At 60.8% G+C, this 14,484-nt stretch carries 17 protein-coding genes; 12 read left to right on the forward strand and 5 right to left on the reverse strand.

The genetic code is table 11. The annotated features are described in order from the left end of the window. Positions 1-960, reverse strand: coding sequence for a MerR family transcriptional regulator (locus HBR94_RS12005; RefSeq protein WP_057437810.1), 960 nt, complete (start codon positions 958-960; stop codon positions 1-3). Positions 961-1,173: 213 nt separating this feature from the next. Between HBR94_RS12005 and HBR94_RS12010 the strand changes: the two genes are divergently transcribed. The 5 genes from HBR94_RS12010 to HBR94_RS12030 all read left to right on the forward strand — a co-directional run bounded on the left by HBR94_RS12010 (position 1,174) and on the right by HBR94_RS12030 (position 3,581). Further along, entirely contained in the window at positions 1,174-1,734 is a 561-nt protein-coding gene (locus HBR94_RS12010; RefSeq protein WP_170044852.1) for an antibiotic biosynthesis monooxygenase, read from the forward strand. A gap of 61 nt (positions 1,735-1,795) precedes the next feature. Beyond that, complete coding sequence (folM, locus tag HBR94_RS12015; protein WP_057437799.1) at positions 1,796-2,503, forward strand: dihydromonapterin reductase; 708 nt, start codon at positions 1,796-1,798, stop codon at positions 2,501-2,503. Positions 2,504-2,558: 55 nt separating this feature from the next. Then, the gene (gene folX, locus HBR94_RS12020; protein ID WP_057437798.1) at positions 2,559-2,930 is read left to right on the forward strand and encodes a dihydroneopterin triphosphate 2'-epimerase; all 372 of its coding nucleotides are present in this window, start codon (positions 2,559-2,561) and stop codon (positions 2,928-2,930) included. Between the two features lie 23 nt (positions 2,931-2,953). Continuing rightward, complete coding sequence (locus tag HBR94_RS12025) at positions 2,954-3,250, forward strand: DUF1244 domain-containing protein (protein WP_057437796.1); 297 nt, start codon at positions 2,954-2,956, stop codon at positions 3,248-3,250. Further along, entirely contained in the window at positions 3,243-3,581 is a 339-nt protein-coding gene (locus tag HBR94_RS12030; protein WP_057437794.1) for a HopJ type III effector protein, read from the forward strand. Before HBR94_RS12025 ends, HBR94_RS12030 begins: the two co-directional genes overlap by 8 nt. Positions 3,582-3,668: 87 nt before the next feature. On the opposite strand, the gene trxB is transcribed toward HBR94_RS12030, so the two are convergent. Beyond that, the gene (gene trxB / locus HBR94_RS12035; RefSeq protein ID WP_057958322.1) at positions 3,669-4,631 is read right to left on the reverse strand and encodes a thioredoxin-disulfide reductase; all 963 of its coding nucleotides are present in this window, start codon (positions 4,629-4,631) and stop codon (positions 3,669-3,671) included. 294 nt (positions 4,632-4,925) lie between these two features. Here trxB and cysZ point away from each other — a divergent pair, with 294 nt between their 5' ends. The 4 genes from cysZ to HBR94_RS12055 all read left to right on the forward strand — a co-directional run bounded on the left by cysZ (position 4,926) and on the right by HBR94_RS12055 (position 8,545). Continuing rightward, positions 4,926-5,681, forward strand: coding sequence for a sulfate transporter CysZ (gene cysZ, locus HBR94_RS12040; protein ID WP_029295586.1), 756 nt, complete (start codon positions 4,926-4,928; stop codon positions 5,679-5,681). Between the two features lie 168 nt (positions 5,682-5,849). Further along, the gene (locus HBR94_RS12045; protein WP_346342841.1) at positions 5,850-6,755 is read left to right on the forward strand and encodes a cytochrome-c peroxidase; all 906 of its coding nucleotides are present in this window, start codon (positions 5,850-5,852) and stop codon (positions 6,753-6,755) included. Positions 6,756-6,833: 78 nt separating this feature from the next. Next, on the forward strand, positions 6,834-8,012 hold the full coding sequence (locus HBR94_RS12050; protein ID WP_169960576.1) for a glycosyltransferase family 1 protein: 1,179 nt from the start codon (positions 6,834-6,836) through the stop codon (positions 8,010-8,012). Positions 8,013-8,128: 116 nt separating this feature from the next. Continuing rightward, positions 8,129-8,545 (forward strand): hypothetical protein, encoded by a 417-nt coding sequence (locus tag HBR94_RS12055; RefSeq protein WP_170044853.1) that lies wholly within the window; start codon positions 8,129-8,131, stop codon positions 8,543-8,545. Between the two features lie 62 nt (positions 8,546-8,607). On the opposite strand, the gene HBR94_RS12060 is transcribed toward HBR94_RS12055, so the two are convergent. The 3 genes from HBR94_RS12060 to HBR94_RS12070 form a co-directional block, all read right to left on the reverse strand. Beyond that, positions 8,608-9,711: an NADH:flavin oxidoreductase gene (locus tag HBR94_RS12060; protein ID WP_057437784.1), complete on the reverse strand. Its 1,104-nt coding sequence runs from the start codon at positions 9,709-9,711 to the stop codon at positions 8,608-8,610. Positions 9,712-9,865: 154 nt separating this feature from the next. Beyond that, on the reverse strand, positions 9,866-10,348 hold the full coding sequence (locus tag HBR94_RS12065; protein WP_057958318.1) for a glutathione peroxidase: 483 nt from the start codon (positions 10,346-10,348) through the stop codon (positions 9,866-9,868). 136 nt (positions 10,349-10,484) lie between these two features. Continuing rightward, on the reverse strand, positions 10,485-10,970 hold the full coding sequence (locus HBR94_RS12070; RefSeq protein WP_017476012.1) for a peptidylprolyl isomerase: 486 nt from the start codon (positions 10,968-10,970) through the stop codon (positions 10,485-10,487). On the opposite strand from HBR94_RS12070, the gene HBR94_RS12075 reads away from it, so the two are divergent. From HBR94_RS12075 to HBR94_RS12085, 3 genes are read left to right on the forward strand one after another with little or no spacing between them, the layout of a single operon-like run. Further along, positions 10,939-11,277: a DUF3565 domain-containing protein gene (locus HBR94_RS12075; protein WP_081044174.1), complete on the forward strand. Its 339-nt coding sequence runs from the start codon at positions 10,939-10,941 to the stop codon at positions 11,275-11,277. The two genes, HBR94_RS12070 and HBR94_RS12075, sit on opposite strands and share 32 nt — an antisense overlap. Before the next feature lie 60 nt (positions 11,278-11,337). Continuing rightward, positions 11,338-13,437, forward strand: a complete 2,100-nt coding sequence (gene pta, locus HBR94_RS12080; RefSeq protein WP_169960578.1) for a phosphate acetyltransferase — start codon at positions 11,338-11,340, stop codon at positions 13,435-13,437. Then, entirely contained in the window at positions 13,438-14,337 is a 900-nt protein-coding gene (locus HBR94_RS12085) for an acyltransferase (RefSeq protein WP_170044854.1), read from the forward strand. It abuts the gene before it with no gap. Positions 14,338-14,484 lie beyond the last annotated feature (147 nt).

A 14,484-nucleotide genomic window follows, 5' to 3' on the forward strand; every position in this document is an offset into this window, starting at 1 on the left:
TCAGGTATCCAGGGTTCCACTGAGAAACTGCTGCAAGCGTCGCTGCATCAACCGCCCTTCATTGCCCAGGCAACCGATGGCAGTACCGGCCAGTTGCTTGTCGGCCATGTCCGAGGCATCACCGGCCAATAGCAGCGGGCACTCCAGAGTCAGGGCCAAGCGCTCCAGCCGATTGGGCAAATCGTGGGTCGGTGAGTGGTTGGAGAACAGCACCAGCGCCTGCGGCCGGGTCTTCTCGCAGATCAGCGTCAACTCATCCAGGGGATGGCCCAAGCTCAACACGTGAACGGCCAGTTCATCACCACTGAGCATCAGCCCCGCCACCAGCAACTCCAGTTCTCGGCACTCCCCGGCAATGGCCGCCAGCAATACCTGTGGCGTACGGCCGGCACGGGCCATCTGCAGGCGCTGGGAAATCCGCGCCCGCAGGAAACTGTCGAAAAACAGCCATTCGCTGGCCTGGCCGAAACGCCCCTGGTGACGCAACAACTGTTGCCAAAGGGGCATCAGGATGTCCTGGAACACCACCGCAACGGGGTATGCCGCAAAAATCTGCCCGTACAGACGTTCCAGTTGCAGCTCATCAAAAGCGCCGATGGCAAGTTGCAACTGCTGCTGCCACTGAGTCGACTCGTGTTCTGCGTCGCCTTCCTGCAACTGGCGCACGAAAGAGGCCTGCGAATCGTCGCGCGCGAGGATCTTGCCAACTTTGCTGACCGCCACGCCACGCTCGATCCAATCCAGAATGCGATGGACGGTCTCAATATCCTTCTGCGTGTACAGGCGATGCCCGCTTTCGGTGCGTACCGGTTGGATCAAACCATAACGCCGCTCCCACGCTCGGAGCGTGACCGGGTTGATACCCGTCAATCTCGCAACTTCGCGAATCGGGAACAACTCATCTGCCGCACAGTGGGCGCTTGGTGCAATACCTTGGGATGGTGCTGTGATTACAGGCATCGGCTGACCAAAACTATACAAAGTTGGATCCCATTTAACGCTTTTATACCTGTCTTTTTCAAGGGAATTGCCCAGCCGTCCAATGTCGCTGGCGTATTTCGTCAAATCAGGAATAATCCTTGCCTGTTTTTTCTGCGTCGCCGCTCTACCCCGCGGTTTCGCCAGGGACGCCACCTACCCGGTACAGCGCTCCCACACATTCGGAGATACACAATGTCTACCCTCCCCGTCACCTTGATGGTCGCGCGCCGCGCTGCCCAAGGTCGCTATCAAGACATGATGAGCTGGCTGCGTGAAGGCGAGCAACTGGCCACTGACTTTCCCGGTTATCTGGGCTCCGGCGTGCTTGCCCCGCCTGCCGACGGTGGCGAATTCCAGATCATCTTTCGCTTCGCCGACGAGCAGACCCTGCACGCCTGGGAATTCTCGGCCTCGCGCAGCGCCTGGCTGGGCCGTGGCAGCGAGTTGTTTGCCGACCCTATGGAGCATCGGGTCAGCGGCATGGAGGGCTGGTTTGGTGCCGTAGGCCAACGCCCGCCGCGCTGGAAACAGGCCGTGGCGATCTGGCTGGCGTTTTTCCCGGTGTCGCTGCTGTTCAACTTTGGCCTTGAGCCCTTGCTGGCCGAACTGGGCCTGTTCAGCCGCATGCTGGTCAGCACCCTGGCCCTGACGCCGTTGATGGTCTATCTGTTCATTCCGCTGTCGACCCATTTGCTGGCAGGCTGGCTCAATCCTGCGCCGCCACGGGTAAAACCTGCCGAAGCAACCGTTTGAGCCGATCCGCAACAGGCCGGTCGCTGGTATAGTTTTAGCTTGCCCGCGACTCGAGCTTCCCATGACTTCTCCCGCTCCGATCCTGATCACCGGCGCCGGCCAACGTGTCGGCTTGCACTGCGCCCTGCGCCTGCTGGACGACAACCAGCCGGTGATCTTCAGCTATCGCAGTGAGCGTCCCGGCGTGCAGGCCCTGCGCGAACGTGGGGCGATTGGCGTGTTTGCCGACTTCTCCTCTGAGGCCGGCATCCTGGCATTTATCAGCGAACTCAAGAGCCATACCGATAGCCTGCGGGCGATTATCCACAATGCCTCGACCTGGGCCGCAGAAACACCTGGCGACGAAGCCCACGCCTTTATTGATATGTTCAGCGTGCACATGCTTGCGCCGTACCTGATCAACCTGCATTGTGCTGACTTGTTGCGCTGCTCGACGCTGGCCGACATTGTGCACATCAGCGACGACGTGACCCGCAAGGGCAGCCGCCAGCATATCGCCTACTGCGCCACCAAGGCCGGGCTCGACAGCCTGACCCTGTCCTTCGCCGCCCAATACGCGCCCCGGATCAAGGTCAATGGCATCTCGCCGGCCATGGTGATGTTCAACGACGGCGACGACGCGGCCTATCGCGCCAAGGTCCTGGCAAAGTCTGCATTGGGTATCGAGCCCGGGCCTGAGGTGATTTACCAGAGCGTGCGTTACCTGCTGGACAACCCATATGTGACTGGCACCACCCTGACCGTCAATGGCGGGCGGCATGTCAAGTAAACCCGAACACCAGCCGCCTGGGGTTCCTGCAACTGATTGGACGGAGCAAGTAGCAATGCCACAACTTCAACCAGGTATGGCGCGCATCCGGGTCAAGGACCTGTGTCTGCGCACCTTTATTGGCATCAACGAGGAGGAGATCCTCAACAAGCAGGATGTGTTGATCAACCTGACCATCCTGTATGCCGCACAAGACGCGGTGCGCGATAACGACATTGACCACGCCTTGAACTACCGCACCATCACCAAGGCCATCATCGCCCACGTCGAAGGCAACCGCTTTGCCCTGCTCGAACGCCTGACCCAGGAACTGCTGGACCTGGTGATGAGCAATGAGTCGGTGCTGTATGCCGAAGTCGAAGTCGACAAGCCCCATGCGCTGCGTTTTGCCGAGTCGGTGTCGATCACCCTGGCAGCCAGCCGTTAACCCCCTGAATCTGCGTGAACCCCATGACTGATCAACAACGCCTGGAACTCGAAGCCGCCGCCTTCCGCCGGCTGGTCGCACACCTGGACAGCCGCAAGGACGTACAGAACATCGACCTGATGAACCTCGCCGGGTTCTGCCGCAACTGCCTGTCCAAGTGGTACAAGGCCGAAGCCGACGAACGCCAGATCGAGGTCAGCCTCGATGACGCCCGCGAAGTGGTCTACGGCATGCCGTACGCCGAGTGGAAAGCCCAATACCAGCAAGAAGCCAGCGCCGAACAACAAGCGGCGTTTGCCAAAGGAAAACCCCATGACTGACCTGAACACCCTGCGCGCCAGCCTCAACAGCGGCGCACACGTCTTTGCCGACACCCTGGCGTTTATCGCTGCCGGCTACGACTACCAGCCCCAGGCCTTCACCAACGGTGGCGTAGAAAACGCCGCCGGGCAAAACGAGGGCTCGTGCAAGACCCTGGGCCTGGCGCTGCTGGAAGGCTTGAGCGACCAAGAGGCCCTGCTGGCGTTTGGTGAGCACTATCGTTCGGTGCTGGCGACGCCTGAGGGCACAGATCACGGCAATATCCGCGCGTTGATCGAGCATGGGTTGGCGGGTGTGAAGTTCGGCGCCCAGCCCTTGAGCCGTCGCTGATCGGGTTAACACGTCTGTACTCTGGCGTTGCTTGAATCGCGCCCATAAAAAAACCGGCCTCGCAGCCGGTTTTTTCATTGCAACGGTTTAGAAAGCAGCGTCTTTCAAGCCGTCGAGGTAACGCTCGGCATCCAGGGCCGCCATGCAGCCGGCGCCGGCCGAGGTGATGGCCTGGCGGTAGACGTGGTCAGCCACGTCGCCAGCGGCAAAGATGCCTTCGATGTTGGTCGCGGTAGCATTGCCTTCACGGCCGCCCTGCACCACCAGGTAACCGTCTTTGGCGGTCAGCTTGCCTTCGAACAGCGAGGTGTTCGGAGTGTGGCCGATGGCGATGAACACGCCGTCGACTTTCAGCTCGTCGAAGCTGCCGTCGTTGTTTTTCAGGCGCGCACCGGTCACACCCATATTGTCGCCCAGGACTTCATCCAGGGTGGCGTTGAGCTTGAGGATGATCTTGCCTTCGGCAACCCGCGCGTGCAGCTTGTCGATCAGGATCTTCTCGGCGCGGAAGGTTTCGCGGCGGTGAACCAGGGTCACGGTGCTGGCGATGTTGGCCAGGTACAGTGCTTCTTCGACAGCGGTGTTACCACCACCGACCACAGCCACCGGCTTGTTGCGGTAGAAGAACCCGTCGCAGGTCGCGCAGGCGGAAACGCCCTTGCCCATGAACGCTTCTTCCGATGGCAGGCCCAGGTAACGGGCGCTGGCGCCGGTGGCGATGATCAGCGCGTCACAGGTGTAGACGCCACTGTCGCCGGTCAGGCTGTAGGGCTTTTTCGAGAAGTCCACGGCATTGATATGGTCGAAGACGATTTCGGTCTCGAAACGCTCGGCGTGCTCTTTCATGCGCTCCATCAACACCGGGCCGGTCAGGCCGTGGACGTCGCCCGGCCAGTTGTCGACTTCAGTGGTGGTGGTCAACTGACCACCCGCCTGCATGCCGGTGATCAGCAACGGCTTGAGGTTGGCCCGGGCCGCGTAGACCGCAGCGCTGTAACCGGCAGGGCCGGAACCGAGAATAATCACTCGCGAATGACGGGTATCAGACATGACTCACTCCTATCGACCGCCCGGACTACAGAGCGGCTGGAATAAAAAAGGACCGCGAAGCACTTGGGGAAGGCTTTTTAACTCGCAGGCCCTAAAAATAATGGGTGCAGCGTATAGAGGGGGGCAAGATTAAGGAAATACGGATTAACAATCCAGCTCATAGGCGGTCTCTATGCTGTGGCACCTATTAATCAACATGTTTGTTACCGTTAATGTCGGCTTGCTGACCGTGCTTTCACCCTACCGGCAAAGCCGGTAAGGTCGGCGCGTTTACCCTTTTGCCCGGAGTTTTCCATGCCCGCCCCCGTTCTGTCAGGCCCACAATACCTGCGTGAAGGCCTGAAACTGGTCTTGAGCCCAGGCCTGCGCCTGTTCGTCCTGCTGCCCCTGGCGATCAACCTGATACTGTTCGTCGGGTTGATTTATTTTGCTGGCCATCAGTTCAGCCTGTGGGTCGACACCTTGATGCCGACACTGCCCAGCTGGCTGAGCTTCCTCAGCTACATCCTGTGGCCGCTGTTTGTGCTGCTGGTGGCCTTTATGGTGTTTTTCAGCTTCACCATGCTCGCCAATATCATCGCCGCGCCCTTCAATGGCTTCCTCGCGGAAAAAGTCGAAGTGGTGGTGCGCGGTACCGATGATTTCCCCGCCTTCAGCTGGGCCGAGCTGTTCGCCATGGTCCCGCGCACCCTGGCCCGGGAAATGCGCAAGCTGGGCTACTTCCTGCCCCGGGCCATCGGCCTGTTTATCCTGTCCTTCATCCCCGTGGTCAACCTGATTGCCGCACCGCTGTGGCTGCTGTTCGGGGTGTGGATGATGGCGATCCAATACATCGACTACCCGGCGGACAACCACAAGCTGGGCTGGAACGAGATGCTCGCCTGGCTGCGCCAGAAGCGCTGGCAGAGCATGAGCTTCGGCGGGATTGTTTACCTGGTGTTGCTGGTGCCGGTGGTCAACCTGCTGATGATGCCGGCGGCGGTGGCCGGGGCCACGTTGTTCTGGGTGCGTGAGCGCGGCGCCGAAACGATGCTGGCGCAAAAGCCCTAACCTGTTCGATTGACCTGGATCATGGCGATTTGCCCATACAGAGCACATGGTTATTAAAACTATAAGCCTGTGGGGAGCACACCGTGTACAGACCGTTAATGCTGATGTTCGGATTGATGTTGGGCGGCGAGGCCTGGGGGGACCGCCGCCAATGAACCCATCTTGCCGGTGCAACCGGCGAAGATCACCGATGCCAACAAAGTCGAGTTGGGCAAGCAATTGTTCTTCGACCCGCGCTTGTCCAAGTCCGGTTTTATTTCCTGCAACTCGTGCCACAACCTGAGCATGGGCGGCAGCGACAACCTGCCCACCTCCATCGGCCATAACTGGCACCAGGGCCCGATCAACTCGCCGACGGTGCTCAACTCGAGCATGAGCGTCGCGCAGTTCTGGGACGGGCGCGCGGCGACTCTGCAGGAGCAGGCCGGCGGCCCGATCGCCAACCCCGGCGAGATGGGCTTTACCCACGACCTGGCGGTGGACGTACTGCGCTCGATCCCGCAATACCAGGCGGCGTTCAAGAAGGTGTATGGCGATGACGGCATCAAGTTCGACGATGTGACCAATGCCATTGCGGCCTTCGAAGAAACCCTGGTCACCCCCAACGCCCCATTCGACCGTTGGTTGCTGGGCGATAAAAAAGCCATCAGCGCCACTGCGGCGCAGGGCTACCAGCTGTTCAAGAGCATCGGCTGTGTGGCGTGCCATAACGGCGAAGCGGTCGGTGGCAGCACCTTCCAGAAAATGGGCATGGTCGAACCCTATGCCACCCAGAACCCGGCCCAGGGCGTGGCGGGCCTGACCGGCAAGGATCAGGACCGGATGATGTTCAAGGTACCGACCTTGCGTAACGTCGCCCTGACCTACCCCTACTTCCACGACGGTGCCTACTGGAACCTCAGCGAAGCCGTGGACGTGATGGCCCGCCTGCAACTGGGGCGCAAGCTGAGCACCGATGAGGTCAGCCAGATTGTCGCATTCCTCGACACCCTGACCGGCGACCAGCCGGACTTCAAGCTGCCGATCCTGCCACCGTCCTCGGCCAAGACCCCGCGTCCTGCGCCGTTCAACTAAGCCAGTACCGGGCCTGTCGTCATAAATCCGTCATTGCGATGACACAATGACGACATGGCCCGCGCCGACACTGGCTGCATGACGACAGCTTCCCTGAATATCACCCTGATCACCGAAACCTTCCCACCGGAAATCAACGGTGTGGCCAATACCCTTGGCCGCCTGTGTGACGGCCTGCGCGCCCGTGGGCATCAGGTGGAGTTGGTGCGCCCGCGCCAGGGTGGCGACTTGAGCCGCCTCAGCGACGACGGCCTACTGTTGTGTCGCGGCTGGCCTCTGCCAGGGTATCCCGGCCTGCAATGGGGCCAGTCCTCGATGCACAAACTGCTGCGGCGCTGGAAACGCCAGCGTCCGGACGTGCTGTACATTGCCACCGAAGGCCCGCTGGGCTTGTCGGCCTTGCGCGCGGCACGGCGCCTGGGGATCAGCGTGGTCAGCGGTTTCCATACCAACTTCCAGCAGTATTCCAGCCAGTACGGCCTAAGCATGCTCAGCCGCATCCTGACCCACTACCTGCGCTGGTTCCACAACCGTTCCAGCCTGACCCTGGTGCCCAGCGTCAGCCAGCGCCTGGAACTGGAACGCCGCCACTTCGAGCGCCTGGACCTGTTGTCGCGCGGGGTCGACAGCCAACTGTTCCACCCGGCCAGGCGTGACAACACCTTGCGTGGGCAGTGGGGCCTGGGCAATGACGATATTGCGATCTTGCATGTCGGACGCCTGGCGCCAGAGAAAAACCTCGGCTTGCTCAAACGCTGCTTCGAGGGGTTGCAAGCCACTTATCCACAGCGTCGTTTGAAGCTGATCGTGGTCGGTGACGGGCCACAGCGGGAGACACTGGCAAAGAGCCTCCCCGAGGCGATTTTCTGCGGCACGCAACGCGGCGAGGAACTGGCCCGGCACTATGCGTCAGGGGACTTGTTTCTGTTCCCCAGCCTCACCGAGACCTTTGGCAACGTGGTACTGGAAGCCATGGCCTCCGGATTGGGCGTAGTGGCCTACGACCAGGCGGCCGCCACCCAGCATATCCGCCATGGCTACAGTGGTGCCGTGGCGATGCCGGGTGACGAGGAGGCATTTTGCGATGCCGCCAGTTGGTTACTGGAAGAACCCGAGAGTCTGCGCCGGATGCGCCTGAATGCCCGCCAACATGCCAGTCGCCAGGGCTGGCCGGCGATTATCGAGCAGTTCGAGCACCAACTGCGCAGCGTGTGCGGTGAGGAACCTGTCGATACAGGCAGCTCGCGCCTGGTGTGAGGTATATCCAGTTACTTTAGACATGGAACCATCAGCCCTCTAGCGCCATACAGATAGGGCTGCAGATTCAGGCTCGTGCAGGTCTGCGCAGACAATCATGCGATGGAGTCTTAACCATGTTAATCAACACCAACCCTTTACCGACCTCAGCCATCCCCCCGAACAACGGCCAGAAGGATCCCGCGCAGTATGATCATTTATGGCAAAAGCACGGCAGAGACATCGAACCCTTCACCGCCGACGAGCAGAAACTGCTGAACAGTGACCGATTCAATCGACTCACACATGAGGCAGACCTCCCTGATCAAACAGCCGTGCAGGAAAAAGCGCAGCGCAATCAACTTCGGCGGCAGTTGGGGATATCGTCGCAAGAGCCCTCACACTCACCCAGCCAAGTCAGCTCGGGTCAGCCTAAGGCAGAGTCCCGCCCCTTTGAGCCGCTTACTTCCGCCCCAAGGGTGGATAATCCGCTACCGCCCGAGGTTGCATCGCGCCCCTTGATGTACGCTCCGAACACCGCCAAGGGTGGATAGCCCGCCCTTCAGCCGCAGCTAAAGCATGGGGATGAGCCGGGCAAGCCGGCTCATCCTGAGCGTCACACCAAGGTCATCAGCGCTTCACGACTGAACGGCAAGATATCGCCCTCACGGCCTTCACGGACCTTCAGCGCCCAATCCGGGTCGACCAGCAGCGCACGACCAACGGCCACCAGGTCGAACTCATCGTTATTCAGGCGCTCCAGCAGTTTTTCCAGGCTCGCCGGCTGCGCCACTTTGTCAGTATTGACCATGAACTGCAGGAACTCGCCATCCAGGCCCACGCTGCCCACAGTGATGGTCGGCTTGCCAGTGAGCTTGCGGGTCCAGCCCGCCAGGTTCAGCTCGGAGCCTTCAAACTCCGGTTCCCAGAAACGCCGTGTGGAGCAGTGGAAAATATCCACACCCGCGTCCGACAACGGCTTGAGAAACTCACCCAGTGCCTCGGGCGTTTGCACCAGGCGCGCGGTGTAATCCTGCTGCTTCCATTGGGAGAAACGGAAAATGATCGGGAACTCGGGACCTACCGCTGCCCGCACGGCCTGAATCAACTCGATGGCGAACCGGGAGCGATTGGCCAGGCTGCCACCGTATTCATCGGTACGCTGGTTGCTGCCTTCCCAGAAGAACTGGTCGACCAGGTAACCGTGGGCACCGTGGATCTCCACGCCGTCCATACCGATGCTCTGGGCATCCTTGGCGGCCTGGGCGAAGGCAGCAATCACCGCCTGGATATCCTGGACCGTCATGCCGTGGACCACCACGTTGCCGTCCTTGAGTTTTTCCATCGGGCCATAGGCCGGCACGCTGGCATCGGGTTCTGTGCCTATGCGCCGCACGCTGCCAACGTGCCACAGTTGCGGGACGATCTTGCCGCCCTCGGCATGCACCGCGTCGACCACTTTCTTCCAGCCGGCCAATGCCGCTTCACCGTAGAAATGCGGGACATTCGGATAGCCGTTGGAAGCCTGGTGGCCCACCACCGTGCCCTCTGTGATGATCAGGCCAACGCCGGCCGCCGCGCGACGGCGGTAGTACTCGATGACTTTGGAATTGGGTACGCCACCGGGGGAAAACGAACGGGTCATCGGCGCCATGACCACGCGGGTCGGCAATTGCAGTGCACCGAGCTGGAAAGGTTTGAACAAGGCTTGGACAGGCATGGCAGCACTCCGCATGAAAGGGGTTTTATGATGCGGATAATATGGAGTGCAGACCGCACTGGATAGCACTATTGATTGCGGTGATTAAGGTGCAAAAGCGGGAGGATACATCGACTTGTGGCAAAGGGGCGTGCCCCCTCACCACAGCGCCAAATCAGGCCAGGGCCTTTTCGATGGCCTGGATAACACTCGGATCATCAGGCGCGGTACGTGGGGAAAAACGCGCCAGCACCCGCCCATCCTTGCCCAGCAGGAATTTCTCGAAGTTCCAGGTGATATCCCCTGGAAACTCCGCGCCCTCACCTGCCAGCAAGCGGTACAACTGATGACGATCGGGACCGTTGACCTCCAGCTTGCTGCCCAGGGGAAAGCTCACGCCATAGTTGAGGCTGCAAAACGCCTGGATCTCGTCTTCGGTCCCGGGCTCCTGGCCTGCAAATTGATTGCACGGCAGGCCCAGCACGGTGAAACCCTGGCCCTTGTACTGCTGATAAAGTTTTTCCAGCGCCGCATACTGCGGGGTCAGTCCACACTTGGAGGCGACATTGACCACCAGCACGACTTGCCCCTTATAGGGCGTCAGAGGCAGCTCCTGACCATCCAGGGCTGTGAGTTTAAGGTCGTGGAAAGCACTCATGACGAACTCCAGATTTCCCATATTCTGTGTAACGGCCATTCGAGATTACAGCCGCCCAGCCGGCAAGAATAGCCGCCAATCAAAAAAGGCGCCCGAAGGCGCCTTTCTTTTCAACTGACTGGACGTGGCCCGTCAATCAATGGTGGTGACCACCTTCGCCGTGTACGTGGCCGTGGGCAACTTCTTCCTGGGAAGCGTCGCGGATGGCAACGATCTTGACCTGGAAGTTCAGGCGCTGGCCTGCCAGCGGGTGGTTGCCGTCGACGGTGACATCGTCGCCGTCCAGGTCGCGGATGGTCACGATCTGCATTTGGCCGTCCGGAGCGGAGGCGTGGAACTGCATGCCCACTTCCAGTTCGTCGACGCCTTCGAACATGCTGCGGCTCAGGGTGCTGACCAGTTCGGCCGAGTACTCGCCGTAGGCATCTTCAGGTTCTACGGCAACGGTCAGTTCATCACCAACCTCTTTGCCTTCCAGGGCCTTTTCCAGGCCCGGGATGATGTTACCTGCGCCTTGCAGGTAGACCAGCGGCGCGCCGCCGGCGGAGCTGTCGATGACCTCACCAGCGTCGTTGGTCAGGGTATAGTCAATGGAGACAGCCTTGTTGGCGGCGATCGGCATGGGGCGAGACCTTTTGCATAAGAATGAAGAACGGACAAGTCTAAACAAGGATTTGCCCGAAAGCGAACACAACCCGGACAGACGGAGTCGATCCAGTGACTCGACGGTCGTCGGATTTCACCAGGACGCAGACGGCCACTGGGTCGCCGCGCTGTCCTGCGGCCATACGCAGCACCTGCGCCACCAGCCGCCCTGGCAATCCAGGGGCTGGGTGATTGATCCGGCGCAACGCCTGGCAAAAATAGGCCAGCCCTTTGCCTGTGGCTGGTGTGCGCAGCGCCCGGATAACGATACCCTTGGCAACTGATTCCCGGTCGGCGCGCAGCCATAGCGCACCACCGAAGCCATGCACCTTCAGAGAATTCGCATGCAGACTTTTTTTATCGCGCCCACCGATTTTGGTGTGGGTCTGACCTCCATCAGCCTTGGGCTGGTGCGTACCCTTGAGCGGGCCGGGCTGAAAGTCGGCTTTTTCAAACCGATTGCCCAGCCGCACCCCGGCGATACCGGGCCTGAGCGTTCCACCGAGCTGGTGGCGCGTACCCACGGCCTGAAACCGCCGCACCCCCTGGGGTTGGCCCATGTCGAGCGGATGCTCGGCGATGGCCAGCTCGATGAGTTGCTCGAAGAAATCATCACCCTGTACCAGCAGGCCGCCGTGGGCAAGGACGTGCTGATTGTCGAGGGCATGGTGCCGACCCGCAGCGCCAGCTATGCCGCACGGGTCAACCTGCACCTGGCGAAAAGCCTGGATGCCGAAGTCATCCTCGTCTCGGCCCCGGAAAACGAAGTGCTGACCGAACTGTCCGGCCGCGTGGAATTGCAGGCGCAACTGTTCGGCGGCCCGAAAGACCCGAAAGTGCTGGGCGTGATTCTGAACAAAGTGCAGACCGACGAAAGCATGGAAGTCTTCGCCGCGCGCCTCAAGGAGCATTCACCGTTACTGCGCAGTGGCGATTTCCGCTTGCTGGGCTGTATCCCGTTCCAGCCCGAGCTCAACGCCCCGCGCACTCGCGACGTGGCCGACCTAATGGGCGCACAAGTGCTCAATGCGGGCGACTATGAAACCCGGCGCATGAGCAAAATCATCATCTGCGCCCGCACCATGCGCAACACCGTGGAGCTGCTCAAGCCCGGCGTGCTGGTGGTGACGCCGGGGGATCGCGACGACATCATCCTCGCCGTCAGCCTGGCCGCGATCAATGGCGTGCCCCTGGCCGGCCTGCTGCTGACCAGCGACACCCTGCCCGACCCACGGATCATGGATCTGTGCCGTGGTGCGTTCCAGGCCGGGCTGCCGGTGCTGTCGGTGAGCACCGGCTCCTACGACACCGCCAACCAACTCAACAGCCTGAACAAGGAAATCCCGATTGATGACCGCGAACGTGCGGAGATCATCACCGATTTCGTCGCCAGCCACCTGGACGCGCGCTGGCTGCACCAGCGTTGCGGTACGCCACGGGAGATGCGCCTGTCGCCGGCAGTGTTCCGCTACCAGTTGATCCAGCGTGCCCAGGCCGCCAACAAGCGCATTGTGCTGCCCGAGGGCAGCGAGCCGCTGACCGTGCAAGCCGCCGCCATCTGCCAGGCCCGGGGCATCGCCCGTTGTGTGCTGCTGGCCAAGCCGGCTGACGTCGAAGCCGTGGCCCGCGCCCACGGCATCGAGTTGCCCGAAGGCCTGGAGATTCTTGACCCCGACCTGATTCGCGAGCGCTATGTCGAGCCGATGGTGGCCCTGCGCAAGAGCAAAAGCCTCAACGCGCCGATGGCCGAGCAGCAACTGGAAGACACCGTGGTAATCGCCACCATGATGCTGGCGCTGGATGAAGTGGACGGCCTGGTCTCCGGGGTCATCCACTCCACCGCCAATACCATCCGCCCGGCCCTGCAACTGATCAAGACCGCGCCGGGCTGCACCCTGGTGTCGTCGGTGTTTTTCATGCTGTTCCCTGAACAAGTACTGGTCTACGGCGACTGCGTGATGAACCCGCACCCCAGCGCCGCGGAACTCGCGGAAATCGCCCTGCAGAGCGCCGACTCGGCCGCCGCCTTCGGCATCACCCCGCGCGTGGCGATGATCAGCTACTCCAGTGGTGACTCGGCCAGTGGCGAAGAAGTGGAGAAAGTCCGCGAGGCCACCTTGCTGGCCCACGAACAACAAAGCTCGCTGCTGATCGATGGCCCCTTGCAGTACGATGCCGCCGCCAACGAAAACGTCGCCCGGCAACTGGCGCCCAACAGCCTGGTGGCGGGCAAGGCCACGGTCTTTGTGTTCCCCGACCTCAACACCGGCAACACCACCCACAAAGCCGTGCAGCGCAGTGCCGATTGCGTCAGCCTCGGCCCGATGCTCCAAGGCCTGCGCAAACCTGTAAACGACCTGCCCCGTGGGGCCCAGGTGGACGATATCGTCTACACCATCGCCCTGACCGCGATTCAAGCCGCCAACCGACCTATGGATGCCTAAATGCTGGACTTTCTGCCTGCCCCCCTGCGTGGGGTCATTGCCTCGCTGCTGCTGGCGTTGAACACCATCCTGCTGTGTTCATTCCTGTTTATCGTCGCGCTGTTCAAGGCGCTGCCGTTCGCCAAACGCTTCAGCGAGTGGTTGATGAACCACACCCATGAAGCGTGGATCAGCAATAACAAGGCCTGGATGAACCTGGTGTGCCGCACCCGCTGGCATCTCAAGGGCCTGGAAGGCCTGGACTACCAGCACTCGTACCTGGTGACCAGCAACCACCAGAGCTGGGTCGATATCATGGTGTTGCAGTACGTGCTCAATCGACGGATCCGCCCACTGAAGTTTTTCCTCAAGCAAGAGCTGATCTGGGTACCGGTGATTGGCCTCGCGTGGTGGGCGCTGGGCTTCCCCTTCATGAAGCGTTACACCAAAGCCTACCTGGAGAAACACCCGGAGAAGAAAGGCAAGGATCTGGAAACCACCCGCAAGACCTGTGCGAAATTTCGCGACAACCCGGTGGGTATTTTCAACTTTGCCGAAGGCACGCGGTTTACCCCTGGCAAACATGCCCAGCAACAATCGCCGTTCCGCTACCTGCTCAAGCCCAAGGCCGGCGGCATTGCGTTTGTACTGGATGCCATGGGCGAGCAACTGAAGTCACTGGTCAATGTGACTATCCACTACCCAGGCGGGCGCCCGGGGTTCTGGGACTTGCTGTGCGGCAATGTAAAAGACGTGGTGGTGCAGTTTGAAGAGGTGCAGATCCCGGCCGAGTTCATTGGCAAGAATTATGAACAGGATGGGGAGTATCGGTTGGCGTTCCAGGGCTGGATCAACCAGTTGTGGGAAGACAAGGATGCCCTGTTGAGCCGGCTTCACATCGAGTACCCAGGCAATCGGTGATCAACCTGTGTGTGGCGTGCCTGCGATAGCGGTCTGTCAGATGTAAGTGCATTGCCTGAACCACTGCCATCGCAGGCAAGCCAGCTCCCACACTGACTGTGTCAACCTGAAGAATGTGAAAAGCCCGCCACCGAGTGATCGGTGGCG

It is taken from the genome of Pseudomonas sp. WS 5412 (assembly GCF_012985615.1).
In the GTDB taxonomy this organism is placed as follows: Bacteria; Pseudomonadota; Gammaproteobacteria; order Pseudomonadales; family Pseudomonadaceae; genus Aquipseudomonas; species Aquipseudomonas shahriarae.

Coding starts and splice junctions, on each gene's coding strand:
- HBR94_RS12005 (WP_057437810.1), bottom strand. CDS start 960: ATGCCTGTAATCACAGCACCATCCCAAGGTATTGCACCAAGCGCCCAC.
- HBR94_RS12010 (WP_170044852.1), top strand. CDS start 1,174: ATGTCTACCCTCCCCGTCACCTTGATGGTCGCGCGCCGCGCTGCCCAA.
- folM (WP_057437799.1), top strand. CDS start 1,796: ATGACTTCTCCCGCTCCGATCCTGATCACCGGCGCCGGCCAACGTGTC.
- folX (WP_057437798.1), top strand. CDS start 2,559: ATGCCACAACTTCAACCAGGTATGGCGCGCATCCGGGTCAAGGACCTG.
- HBR94_RS12025 (WP_057437796.1), top strand. CDS start 2,954: ATGACTGATCAACAACGCCTGGAACTCGAAGCCGCCGCCTTCCGCCGG.
- HBR94_RS12030 (WP_057437794.1), top strand. CDS start 3,243: ATGACTGACCTGAACACCCTGCGCGCCAGCCTCAACAGCGGCGCACAC.
- trxB (WP_057958322.1), bottom strand. CDS start 4,631: ATGTCTGATACCCGTCATTCGCGAGTGATTATTCTCGGTTCCGGCCCT.
- cysZ (WP_029295586.1), top strand. CDS start 4,926: ATGCCCGCCCCCGTTCTGTCAGGCCCACAATACCTGCGTGAAGGCCTG.
- HBR94_RS12050 (WP_169960576.1), top strand. CDS start 6,834: ATGACGACAGCTTCCCTGAATATCACCCTGATCACCGAAACCTTCCCA.
- HBR94_RS12055 (WP_170044853.1), top strand. CDS start 8,129: ATGTTAATCAACACCAACCCTTTACCGACCTCAGCCATCCCCCCGAAC.
- HBR94_RS12060 (WP_057437784.1), bottom strand. CDS start 9,711: ATGCCTGTCCAAGCCTTGTTCAAACCTTTCCAGCTCGGTGCACTGCAA.
- HBR94_RS12065 (WP_057958318.1), bottom strand. CDS start 10,348: ATGAGTGCTTTCCACGACCTTAAACTCACAGCCCTGGATGGTCAGGAG.
- HBR94_RS12075 (WP_081044174.1), top strand. CDS start 10,939: ATGGAGACAGCCTTGTTGGCGGCGATCGGCATGGGGCGAGACCTTTTG.
- HBR94_RS12070 (WP_017476012.1), bottom strand. CDS start 10,970: ATGCCGATCGCCGCCAACAAGGCTGTCTCCATTGACTATACCCTGACC.
- pta (WP_169960578.1), top strand. CDS start 11,338: ATGCAGACTTTTTTTATCGCGCCCACCGATTTTGGTGTGGGTCTGACC.
- HBR94_RS12085 (WP_170044854.1), top strand. CDS start 13,438: ATGCTGGACTTTCTGCCTGCCCCCCTGCGTGGGGTCATTGCCTCGCTG.